This window comes from Paenibacillus sp. DRB1-1 (assembly GCF_052119485.1).
In the GTDB taxonomy this organism is placed as follows: Bacteria; Bacillota; Bacilli; order Paenibacillales; family Paenibacillaceae; genus Paenibacillus; species Paenibacillus polymyxa_B.
Window position 1 is genome coordinate 4725416 of the sequence record NZ_JBODQH010000001.1, and the last position, 13191, is coordinate 4738606.

Annotated in this window: 4 protein-coding genes; all 4 read left to right on the forward strand. The window is 45.8% G+C overall.

The genetic code is table 11. The features are described 5' to 3' along the window. Positions 1 to 11 precede the first annotated feature (11 nt). The 4 genes from ACQW03_RS21100 to fabD are packed head-to-tail and all read left to right on the forward strand — an operon-like array spanning position 12 to position 13143. A complete protein-coding gene (locus ACQW03_RS21100; RefSeq protein ID WP_441951583.1) occupies positions 12 to 8888 on the forward strand; it encodes an SDR family NAD(P)-dependent oxidoreductase in 8877 nt (2958 codons plus the stop codon). Positions 8889 to 8948: 60 nt separating this feature from the next. Continuing rightward, positions 8949 to 9824 (forward strand): SDR family NAD(P)-dependent oxidoreductase, encoded by an 876-nt coding sequence (locus tag ACQW03_RS21105; RefSeq protein WP_025718361.1) that lies wholly within the window; start codon positions 8949 to 8951, stop codon positions 9822 to 9824. 60 nt (positions 9825 to 9884) lie between these two features. Then, entirely contained in the window at positions 9885 to 10838 is a 954-nt protein-coding gene (locus ACQW03_RS21110; RefSeq protein WP_220029847.1) for an acyltransferase domain-containing protein, read from the forward strand. A 31-nt stretch (positions 10839 to 10869) separates the two neighbouring features. Further along, on the forward strand, positions 10870 to 13143 hold the full coding sequence (gene fabD / locus ACQW03_RS21115) for an ACP S-malonyltransferase (RefSeq protein WP_441951586.1): 2274 nt from the start codon (positions 10870 to 10872) through the stop codon (positions 13141 to 13143). The last annotated feature ends 48 nt before the right edge of the window (positions 13144 to 13191 follow it).

A 13191-nucleotide genomic window follows, 5' to 3' on the forward strand; every position in this document is an offset into this window, starting at 1 on the left:
GGCAATAGAAGATGAAGGACTTTTTTCAATATATTCTAGGCGAGGTAAAAAGCGGACGGATACAGAAAGAGGATGCCATTGTAAAAATACGCCAATTTCAAGCTCAATTGGCTTCACATGAGGCCCCGCAAAGCGGAACAAGGACTGCTGGGCCCTTGGCGGATACGGGAGTCCTTATGCTTGAGCCTTTCTGGAAAGAGCAAGTTGCTCTCCAGAAAATGGCACGCCCTAAATTTAGCCAGCAACTAGTGGTGCTTTGCGAACTGGATCATTTCGCGGAGCGCAGCATTGAATCGCTCATGAAAGGAACCCGCTGCATCAAGCTGCATGCCAGCCAAAGCAGCATGGATGAACGCTTTCAGGCGTATGCCCTCCAGCTGCTTACGGAAGTGCAAATGGTTCTCAAAGAGGACTCCAAGGGCAGCGTACTGATACAGATTGCAGTTTCTGCACAAAGCGCTCAGCAACCTTTCGCAGGACTGTTGGGATTACTGCAGACAGCTGAGAAAGAAAACCCGAAAATCGTAGGGCAATTCGTAGAATTGGAATCAGCTGGTCTGGAAGAAATGATTGAGAATTTAAAAGAGAACAGTCAATATCCAGAGGATAAAAGGATACGGTATGAGGATGGCAAACGTTTGGTTCTCGGCTGGAACGAGATGAAACCCACCGAGACAACGGGAAGAGTACCCTGGAAGGATCGGGGGACTTATTTGATTACGGGTGGTGCAGGAGGTTTAGGACTTATTTTTGCGGAGGATATCGCCCAGCGAGTCAGGGAAGCCACGCTAGTTCTTGTAGGCCGTTCAAATCCGGACGAAGGCAAACAGGCCATATTGGAGAAGCTGAAGGCGCTGGGGGCCCGCGTTGAGTACAAACAGGTAGATGTAGCACAGAAGGAAGAGGTCTCCAAACTGATCCTTGAGATCAGGGAAGAGTATGGAGGCCTTGATGGTATCCTTCATAGTGCTGGAGTAATACAGGATCGTTTTATTATGAATAAATCACAGGAAGAGTTCGCGGAAGTAATGGCACCAAAGGTTGCCGGACTGGTGAACTTAGATCAGGCGACCAAGGAGCTACATCTGGATTTCTTTATTCTCTTCTCCTCAATAGCTGGGATTATGGGCAACCCCGGTCAAGCCGACTATTCTTCCGCAAATGCCTTTATGGATGCCTATGCCGCGTATCGAAACAGCCTTGTATCCTCAAAGGAGCGCAAAGGGCAGTCGCTATCTGTCAATTGGCCTCTCTGGAAGGATGGAGGGATGCATGTGGACGATGACACAGAGAGGGCTTGGCAAAGTATTGGCATGGTAGCCATGCAAGCTTCAAACGGTATTCAGGCTTTATATAACGGCCTGGCCTCTGGTCTGAATCAGTTATTAGTAATAGAAGGCGAGCAATCCAGATTGCGTAAGTATTTTCTGGAGTCCCGACCGCAGGAGAAAGAATATGTTGAAGAGTCAGCTTCTTCAGAGGTGAATCTTGAACTGCTTCTGGAAAAAACCTTATATCAGCTAAAACTATTGTTTGGAGAAGTTACCAAGCTGAGCATTGACAAGATTGATGTCAGCGAGCCTTTGGAGAGCTATGGCATAGACTCCATCATGATTACAAGGCTTAATCAAAAGCTGCAGGGCATTTTTGGAGAAATATCAATGACCTTGTTTTATGAATATCAGACGTTGGAGGCAGTGGCCGAATATTTTATTGCTGATTATCACAAGGAATGCGTACGGTGGACAGGACTCGGAAGCCCGATAAAGATGGAAGAGAAATCCGTCTCCATTTCCGCAACTGTGCATGCTGCCAGCGAGTTTTCTTTGTCACCCCTGCCAGAGGAAGAAAACAATCGTATCCGCAACACGGCTACTAACAGAGATCGTGTGAAACACGAGCAAATAGCCATTATTGGTATAAGCGGACGATATCCGCAGGCCAAAAATATGGAAGAGTACTGGAGCAATCTGGAACAGGGAAAAGACTGTATAACAGAAATCCCTGCGGAACGCTGGAAGAGGGAAGGGTTCTACTGTTCTGACATCAAAGAAGCTGTTGAGAAGGGCAAAAGCTATAGTAAATATGGAGGATTTGTGGAGGATTTTGCAGATTTTGATCCTCTCTTCTTTAATATATCTCCCCGGGAAGCGATGAGTATGGATCCTCAGGAACGAATATTCCTGGAAGAATGCTGGAAGGTTTTCGAGGATGCAGGATATAGCAGGGAACAGCTCGCCGAACAGTATAATGGCCGGATTGGCGTCTTTGCAGGGATTACCGGAACGGGGTTCAATTTATACGGGCCAAAGCTGTGGGAACAAGGACAACCCGTCTTTCCGCGAACCTCCTTCAGCTCGGTAGCCAACAGAATATCCTATTTCTTGAACTTAAAGGGGCCCAGTATCCCGGTTGATACCATGTGCTCTTCCTCATTAACTGCAATTCACGAGGCCTGTGAGCATATCTATAACGGTGAATGCGAGATGGCTGTTGCTGGAGGAGTCAACTTATATCTTCATCCTTCAAGCTATATCTTTCTCAGTACGATGAGAATGCTATCGCCTGACGGGCGGTGTAAAAGCTTTGGGGAAGGCGGGAATGGATTTGTCCCTGGCGAAGGTGCAGGGGTCGTACTGCTCAAACCTTTGTCACGAGCCATTGCAGACAAGGACCATATCTATGCCGTTATTCGGGGAACCCGTATCAACCATGGAGGAAAAACAAACGGGTATACCGTGCCTAACCCGGTAGCACAGGGTGAACTGATTAGAGAGGTTTTTGATAAAGCAGGCGTAAATGCCCGGTCAGTCAGTTATATTGAGGCCCACGGTACTGGAACGGAGCTCGGCGATCCTATTGAAATCACCGGGCTTACCCAGGCATTTAAGAAAGATACGCAGGACACGGGGTTTTGCGCTATCGGCTCGGTAAAATCAAACATAGGCCATTTAGAGGCGGCCGCAGGGATTGCAGGCATTGCTAAAATCATCTTGCAAATGAAAAACCGGAAAATTGCCCCTAGCCTGCATTCCCAAAAACTGAACCCTAATATAAACTTTTCCAAAACGCCATTTGTAGTCCAACAGGGTCTTTCTGAATGGGAGCGTCCGATAGTGGAGGAGGACGGCGAACAACGGGTATACCCGAGGATCGCCGGGATATCTTCCTTTGGAGCCGGTGGGGCTAATGCCCATATCGTCCTTGAGGAATACCTCCCTTCGGAACAGGATGATGACTTTCAAAATCCCTTTACTCCTCCAAGACCGGTCGTCATAGCTCTGTCGGCAAAAAGTGATGGAGCATTGAAGGAGCAGGTAAGCCAATTGGCTGCTGCAATGGATCGGAATGAGTTTTCCGATCACGATCTGGTGAATGTGGCTTATACCTTGCAGACAGGACGTGAGGCGATGGAAGAGCGCCTCGCTGTGGTCGTTGAATCAGTGGAGGAACTTAAAAACAAGTTGCGGGACTTTATTGGAGGAAGACAGAGTATTGCACAGCTTTACCGGGGACAGGCCAAGCGAGACAAGGAGAGCTTGAACATGGCCTCAGAGGAGAAAACGCTCGATGAAACGGTTGATTTACAGATTCTAGCGGAAAAGTATGAAAGAATCTCAGACTTGTGGGTTAAGGGAGTCCATATGGACTGGATCAGACTTTACGGTGATGTCCAGCCCCGCCGTATCCCTTTACCCACATATCCTTTTGCTAGAGAACGCTATTGGATACATGTAGATGAAGAAAAGCCTGTCGCCAATACGGCTGCACATTTACATCCATTACTGCATCAAAACACCTCCGTACTTTCTGAGCAAAGATTTAGTTCAACCTTTAGCAGCCAGGAGTTTTATCTGAAGGACTCCGTTGTTGACGGAAAGCTTGTCCTGTCAGAAGCGGCATACCTTGAAATGGTGCGGGCAGCGGTTGAGCAGTCGTTAACAGTACAGGAGAAGGGTCAGTCAAACATCACTATTAAAGATATTGTATGGACACATGCTCCCGCTATAGGAGATCAGCCGTTAGAAATACATATAGGGCTCTTTCCGGGAGATCAAGGAGCGATTGGCTTCAAAATCTACAGCAGATTAACAGAAGCCGGGGACCCTGTCTTACACAGCCAGGGTAGTGCCGAACTGAAGATGTTAAATGAAGCGGAAACGTGGGATATACAGGCTTTGCAGATGGAGTGCTTTCAGCATGTTTCGCCTGGGATAGACGATGAAGCAGTGTGGGGCATGGGAGCCGACTACAGTCCGGGACATCAGGCCAATGAACAAGTGCATATAGGACAGGGGTTAGTGCTGACCAAGCTATCGTTGCCTTCCGGTATTAGGAATACTGAGGGCTTATTTGTTTTGCATCCCTTTATAATAAACGCTGCTTTGCAAATGCCGCCGGCATACTTGTTTTCGAATGATGAAAATATCATGCGGCCTTCAGGCATCGACCCTCTACAGAAAATACGGCCGACTGCCATTGAGGGACTCGAAATATTTCGGGAATGTCCCTGTGAAATGTGGGCGTTGATTCGGTATAGCAAAGGAAGCGGGGCTGGTCATAATACGCAGAAGTATGACATTGATTTGTGTGATGAGGCAGGCCAGGTCTGCGTGCGCATAAAAGGATGCTCCTACAAGGAAGTGGGCGCATGTGAGCAAACACTTGGTGTAATGATGCTCCAACCCTTCTGGAAAGAACAGGCGGTTGCGGAGGACACGATGGTTCCCATCTACGAACGACATGTGGTAATGCTCTGCGAAACAGATACCATTGCTGCTGGAGATATCGAGTCCTCCTTGGCAGGAGTGGAATGTATCACTCTGCAATCCGGTATGGAGGAGGTCGATCGCCGCTTCGAAATGTATGCTGTCCAGGTTTTTGAAAAAATAAAAAGTATCCTGAATGACAAACCCAAAGGCAAGGTGCTGGTGCAGATTGTAACGATGCCTCAACATGAAAAGCTGCTCTTCGCTGGGCTGTGCGGCATACTCAAAACTGCGCAAAAGGAAAATCCAAAGATCCATGGTCAGTTAATTGAAGTTGAGGGTACAGAAAAAATGGAAGGGCTCATCGAAATACTAAAGATGAACAGCCGACACCCTGCGGATAGCCGCATCCGGTTTGCAGAAGGCAAACGTTGGATTCCTGTCTGGAGTAAAGCAGAAATGCCGTCAGAGACACCGGATATTCCATGGAAAGACCGCGGGGTTTATTTGATTACTGGAGGAGCAAAGGGTTTAGGTCTTATTTTTGCTAAAGAGATTGCGCGTCATGCCAAGGAAGTGACTTTGATTCTTAGTGGACGTTCCCTATTGGACCAGGACAAGCAGACCTCATTGGAGGAATTGAAGGTATTGGGCGCCCGGGTGGAATACAGGCAGGTGGATGTCACGCGGAAGGCAGCTGTGGTTGGCTTATTTGAAGATATCAAACAGACATACGGCGGAATCAACGGCATCCTGCACAGTGCTGGAATAATCCAGGATAACTACATGATTAAAAAGACTAGCCTGGAATTCAGGGCAGTGCTGGCGCCCAAGGTTGCGGGACTGGTAAATCTGGACCAAGCCAGTAAAGACATTGCTCTTGACTTCTTTATCCTGTTTTCGTCAGGTTCGGGAGTGGGTGGTAATGCAGGTCAGTCTGACTATGCTGCCGCGAATGCTTTTATGGATGCATATGCCTGGTACCGCAATACCTTGGTATCCTCCATGGAGCGTGCAGGCAAAACGCTGTCCATCAATTGGCCGTTATGGAAAGATGGCGGAATGCGGCCTGACCAGGAGACGGAGAAGGCCATGCAGAAGGTGGGTATGCATGCAATGAGGACAGAGACAGGAATGAGTGCTCTGTACCAAAGTATAGCCTGTATACCGGATCAGGTCATGGTGATTGAAGGAGACGTAGAGCTAATCAGTAAAATGATGATCATGGAGGGACAGCTTGAAGAAAGCGGCAAAGCATCCCGGGATCAGGCGCTCGGGTCAGAAGCTAACATCGTTCTCTCCACAGCAAACAAGACAGAGTCCGGCCAGGAAGAAGACCTGTTGCGTGAAAAGACGGCCCATTACTTGAAGACTCTGCTATCATCGTCCATTAGCCTGCCCGTATATCGAATCGAAGAGGATACACCTTTTGAAAATTATGGGGTTGATTCTATAAAGTCTATGGAGTTGACCGACCAGCTGGAGAAAACGTTCTATCAGGTGTCGAGGACTCTATTTTTTGAATATCCAGATATTCGGAGTTTGACGGAATATTTTATGGAGGCCTATCGAGACCAATTAATCGCTTTGTTTGGCATAGATCAGGTAGCGGTTGCAGGCGCGAAAGCCGACACAACTTTTGCAGCAAACAAGGAAGTGTTCGGCAGAGAAGGGGACCTGCTGCGTGAAAAGACGGTCCATTACTTGAAGACTCTGCTATCATCGTCCATTAGTCTGCCCGTATATCGAATCGAAGAGGATACACCTTTTGAAAATTATGGGGTGGATTCTATAAAGTCTATGGAGTTGACCGACCAGCTTGAGAAAACATTCGATCAGGTGTCGAGGACTCTATTTTTTGAATATCCAGATATTCGGAGTTTGACGGAATATTTTGTGGAAGCCTATCGAGACGAGTTGATCGCTTTGTTTGGCATAGGTCAGGCAGCAGCAGTAGCGGGTGCAAAAGCCGACACAACTTCTATAACAAATAAGGTAGTGTCCAGCCAGGAAGATGAGCTGCTGCGTGAAAAAATGACAAGTTACCTAAAGAGCCTGCTCTCTTCGTCCACTGGACTGCCGGAACATCGCATTGAAGAGGACAAAAATCTGGAAAACTACGGTGTTGACTCCATAAAGTCAATGGAATTAACCGATGAGCTGGAAAAAAACTTCGGACCGCTATCGAGGACCTTACTTTTTGAATATCCGAATATCCAGAGTTTAATAGAATATTTTCTGGAATCGCATCGAGGCGAATTGATTGAATGGTTTGGTATGGAGCAGGTAAAAGCCCCTTCTCCGATATTCCGTCGTCCCCAATTTTCGGCAACCGAGGTAGAGCCTCAGGAGGAGAAGAAACAAGAAACAGGGGCGATGGACATTGCTGTCATCGGGGTGTCCGGGAAATATCCAGGTGCGGAAAATCTTCAGGAGTTCTGGAGCAATCTCCAAGAAAGCAAGGATTGCATTACCGAAGTTCCAAAAGATCGTTGGGAGCACGATCTTTATTTTGACAAGGAGAGAAACAAGCCGGGAAAAACCTACTGCAAGTGGGGCGGTTTCATGGAAAGAATAAGCCTGTCAGAGCCAGCATTCTTTCATCTCACCCCTTATGAGATCAGTTTAATGGACCCGATGGAGCAACTCTTCCTGGGAATAATATGGAATTTGCTTGAAAGTGCAGGGTATACGAGAGAGGCAATACAGAAGAAGCACCAGAACAAGGTTGGCGTCTATGTGGGCGCTACGTATCACAAATACTGCTCCTGTGATATCGAACCGGACTCTGCCCAACGGGTAACATCATTTGGGTCTGTTGCAGTTGCAAACCCCATGTCGCATTATTTCAATTTCCAGGGACCGAGCATATCCATTGATACGATGAGCTCTTCCTCAGCTGTAGCTGTCCATATGGCATGTGAAAGCCTGATCAGAGGAGAGTGTCAAATAGCGGTAGCTGGCGGGGGGAATCTATTGACCAGCCCCAAAAAGTATATTGAATCCAGTCAAAATCAGTTGATTGGAAGTCATGAAGATAGCAGAAGCTTTGCAGATGGGGATGGGTACCTTCCAGCGGAAGGAGTCGGAGCGGTACTCTTAAAACCGCTTCATAGGGCTGTACAGGATGGAGATTGCATTTTAGCGGTTATTAAATCCACGGCAACCAATCATGGGGGACATAGCAATGGATATACAATCCCTAACCCAAATGCGCAGGCGCAACTAGTCGAAGAAAACTTTTTGAAAGCCGGTATAGACCCCCGGACGATCAGTTATGTAGAGGCAGCCGCAAATGGTTCTACATTGGGAGATCCTATTGAACTTGCTGCTTTGAATAAAGCATTCCAGAAATTTACGACTGAGCAGCAATTTTGTGCCATTGGCTCAGTCAAATCCAATATAGGGCATGCAGAAGCGGCTTCGGGAATATCACAGCTAACCAAGGTCATATTGCAATTGTGGCATCGAAAACTGGTTCCTACCATTAAGGCCGAGAAGCTTAACCCTAATATTAATTTCAGTAATACTCCATTTTATTTGCAGCGGGAGGTTCAGGAATGGGAGCGGCCTGTAATTGAGATTCAGGGAGAAGAACGGGAATTCCCGTTGCGGGCAACCGTAAGCTCCTTTGGTGCGGGAGGCTCCAATGTGCATTTCATTCTGGAAGAATATATCCCTTCAGAAAAAGATAACATTCATTTACGAGTGGCAGATCAGCCCCAAGTGGTGATTCTCTCGGACATAAACCGGGAGAGACTGATGGTGCTTGCCAATCAATTACTGGGATATCTGGAGCAGCAGAGCGATGATGCCTTACAAGATATTGCCTTTACACTTCAGACAGGCCGCGAAGCAATGACATGCCGGGCGGCAATCGTAGCGAGTACGCGGCAGGATCTACTCACAGGTCTTAGGGAACTTCTCGAAATAGCCGATAGCGGCAACGGGCCCGAAGGGGCATCCATTCCTTTATTTATAGGAGAAAGCGCAGAAGACTCAAACACGAGTGCGCTTCTCTCAGGAAAAATAGGAGAGACCGTTTCTCAATTGCTGCTAGAGGAGAAAAATATGGAAAATATAGCGATGTATTGGAGCCAGGGGGGCAGGATTTCATGGGAGGCACTCCATGAGGATAAAAATGCCCGCAGAATCCCCCTACCGATAACCCTGTTTTAAACATAAACAGGGAACCGATCACTATCAGATGGAAAATACAAAATATTCTGGAGGTAAATCATGAGGGAATTTAAAGATAAGATAGCCGTAGTTACGGGAGCTGCCAGTGGGATTGGCCGCGCTATTGCGGACCGATGTGTAAATGAGGGCATGAAAGTCGTCCTCGCGGATATTGAGGAAGAGGCCCTTCTAAGGGCCGAAAAACAATTGAAAGACATGGGTGCAGAAACGTTATCCGTGGTGACGGATATTTCCAAAGAAGCTGATATACGTGCATTAGCGCAAAAAACGGTTCAGACATTTGGAGCTGTGCATCTTTTGTTCAACAATGCAGGAGTGGACGCCGGTACGGGCTGCTTATTGTGGGAAAATACGGTGGCGGATTGGCAGTGGGTAATAAACGTAAACATATGGGGGATTCTCTTTGCAACTGAAATTTTTGTTCCTATTATGCTGAAACAGAAAACCGCATGTCATATTGTGAATACAGCTTCCATCGCCGGGCTATTGTCCGGCCCTGGTAATGGCATATATAGCGCGTCAAAACATGCCGTTTTAAGCTTGTCTGAAACGCTACACCAAGAACTCAGATTGATAGGTTCCAATGTAGGGGTTTCAGTTGTCTGCCCCGGGTTCGTACGCACCCAAATTATGGATGCTGAACGGAACCGACCGACGGAGCTGAGTAAGCAGACCGGACTAGGAAATCTTCCCCCGGAAAGACAAGTCATTAATCAATTGGCCCGCAAGGCTGTCCAGAATGGAATACTTCCAGAGGATGTAGCAAATCAGATGTTTGAGGGAATCAAAAAAGGGCAGCTATATATCATAACAGAGCCGAAATTCAAACCTGCAATAAGACAACATATGGAGAATGTCCTTAACGAAAGCAATCCCACACCTTCCCAAATGCAATTAGTTCGCAATTTACTGTGAAATATTTGTTTTAAATCGTTTTAATGGGATTTTATCAATGAGTATGTTGTGGAGGTTAGAATGGACAGATCTGTGATTTTTATGTTTTCAGGCCAAGGCTCACAATACTACGGCATGGGAAGAGAATTATTTAAGTTAAATCCAGTTTTCCGAAAATGGATGACCAAGCTGGATGAGATTCATACGGATATTACAGGCAGGTCCGTATTAAAAATGCTGTACGACGACAACCGTGGGAGAGGAGACGTGTTTGATAGCCTGTTATATACTCACCCTGCAATTTTCATGGTGGAGTATGCCCTCACACAGGTATTACTGGAAAAGGGGATTTATCCTGATTATGTTTTGGGTTCCAGCCTCGGTGAGTTTGCATCTGTTGCTGCGGCTGGTTGTATGAGTTATGAAGATACTCTTCAATGCCTTGTCAAGCAAGCAGAAATGGTAGAAACCTACTGTCCAAAGGGTGGCATGCTGGCCGTAATTGGCGACCTCAGTCTGTATGACCAAATATCCGTATTGAATGCCAACTCAGAGTTAGCATCAATCAACTATGACTCGCATTTTGTCATTTCTGGCAGCTGTGAGGAACTGGAAGAAATTGAACGCTACTTGATAGCAAATGAGGTTATATGTCAAAGATTACCGGTCCAGTTTGCTTTTCACTCTTCCTTAATGGACCCTATAGCCTTGGAATATACAGCGTATTTAAAGCTTAAAACCCTAAGGAATCCGACTATAAATATGGTTTCATCTATGTACGGAGGAAAGGCGGCATCCCTTGACAACCGTTTTCTTTGGGATGTTGCTAGAAAACCTATCCGTTTTCGGAACGCTTTAAAATGTCTGGGAGACGGGGACGAGGTTATCTATATTGACCTTGGCCCCTCTGGCACTCTTGCTAATTTTGTGAAGTACAATTTTGGTAGCAAGAAAATGGCAAGTATTTGTTCTATTCTTTCACCTTTTCAAAACGATATGAAAAATTTGGATCGTCTATTTGAAATATTCAACTAATATGCATTCACTAGCAAAAAGGAGGACACAAATGATCGCATATCTGTTCCCTGGACAAGGGGCTCAAGCCAAAGGCATGGGAGTAGGGCTGTTTGACGAATTTCAGGAAATGGTTGCAAAAGCAGATGCTATTCTTGGTTATTCTATTAAGAAACTGTGTCTTGAAGATCCTGCCAATCAACTAGGACAAACGGATTTTACCCAACCGGCGCTATTTGTCGTAAACGCTTTGAGTTATCTAAATAAATTAAAAGAGACTGGAAGAAAACCCGATTATGTTGCAGGACATAGCCTGGGTGAATACAATGCCTTATTTGCCGCAGAGGCATTTGACTTTGAAACTGGCTTGAAGCTGGTTAAAAAAAGAGGAGAACTGATGGTCAAGGCTACCGGTGGTGGTATGGCAGCGGTCATAGGCTTGAACGAGGAAGTATTTAGAGAAGTTATCGGGAAAAATAATTTAAGGGAGATTGATGTTGCCAATTTTAATTCGCCCAGCCAGATTGTCATCTCAGGACCGAAGGACATGATTGAGCAGGCGCAGCCAATTTTTGAGGATGCAGGAGCCACAAACTATGTGATTTTAAATGTAAGCGGAGCATTTCACTCCAGGTATTTGGAAGATGCCAGACAGAGATTTGAGGCCTATGCGTCACAGTTCGAATTCTCAAAATTGAAAATACCGGTCATTTCAAATATCTATGCCAGACCCTACAGGCAGCAAGATGTAAGGAGTACGCTGATCAACCAGATCGTAAGTCCAGTCAAGTGGTCGGAAAGTATAAGATATCTAATGGGTAAAAATGTAACCCAGTTCATACAGGTTGGGCCTGGAAAAGTCATAACAGGGTTGGTTAACGCAATACAACGAGAAGCAGAACCGCTGATTGTGAGGGAGGATGAGGAACGTAGCGAGCAGGCACAGGAAGTAAAGTCGAAGAATGGTATAGCCGGCCAACGATTTACGGCGGAGTCTCTTGGTCATGGCGAATTCAAACAATATTATGGACTTAAATACGCGTATCTTATGGGTTCGATGTATAAGGGGATATCTTCAAAAGAAATGGTCGTAAAGGCTGGTAAGGCAGGAATGATGGGATTCTTTGGGGCAGGGGGAGTCAAGATTGAGGCCCTTGAAGAAGCTATAAAGTATATTCAGAAAGAATTGAACCAAGGCGAAGCCTATGGAATGAATCTTATTCATGTTCCCGATCACCTGGAAATAGAAAATAACATCGTTGATTTGTACATAAAATACGGTGTTAGAACTATTGAAGCCTCTGCGTTCATGAGTATAACGCCTTCTTTGGTAAGGTACAGATTGAAGGGGTTGAAACGAAATGAAAAGGGGATCGTAACACCGCAGAACAGGATTATAGCGAAGGTATCAAGACCCGAGGTTGTGGAGGCATTCTTGAGTCCTGCGCCTCAGAATATCGTAAATAAACTGCTCGAGGAAAATAGGATAAGCCGGGATGAGGCACGGATGGCGATGGAAATTCCTATGGTAGACGATCTGTGTGTCGAGGCTGATTCAGGCGGGCATACTGATCATGCGGTTGCATATGTACTGGTTCCGTTAATGCTTAAAATGAGGGATGAAGCGTTACTTAAGTATCAATACAATAAAAGTATAAGGGTAGGGGCAGCCGGAGGGATAGGGACTCCACAAGCAGCTGCGGCAGCGTTTATACTGGGTGCGGATTTTATCATGACAGGCTCAATCAACCAATGTACGGTTGAAGCAGGGACAAGTGATGATGTAAAGGATTTGCTCCAGCAGTTAAATATACAGGATACAGACTACGCTCCCGCAGGGGATATGTTTGAAATGGGAGCGAAAATTCAGGTTATGAAAAAAGGAGTTTTTTTCCCGGCTAGGGCAAATAAATTATATGATCTTTACCGTAATTATAACTCCATAGATGAAATTGATAGCGGAACCAAAAAATATATCGAAGAAAAGTATTTTAAGAAGAGTATTGAACAAGTATATGAAGATATTAAAGCTTATTACCCGGCTGAGATCATTGAAAAAGCTGAAAGAATTCCTAAACGTAAGATGGCGTTGATATTTAGATGGTACTTTACTTATTCTACACGACTTGCAATGAATGGAGACAAACACAGTAAGGTTGATTATCAAGTACACTGCGGACCAGCCCTCGGCGCTTTTAACCAATGGGTCAAGGGAACAATCTTTGAGAATTGGAAGAACAGGCATGTTGATGAAATAGGACAAAAAATAATGGTTGAAACTGCGGAATACCTGAATGAAAGGTATAAAGCTTTAACGATAATGTGAGTATATGTGTGGAGAAAAATAGAAATCATTAAAGATGATAGGGATAAA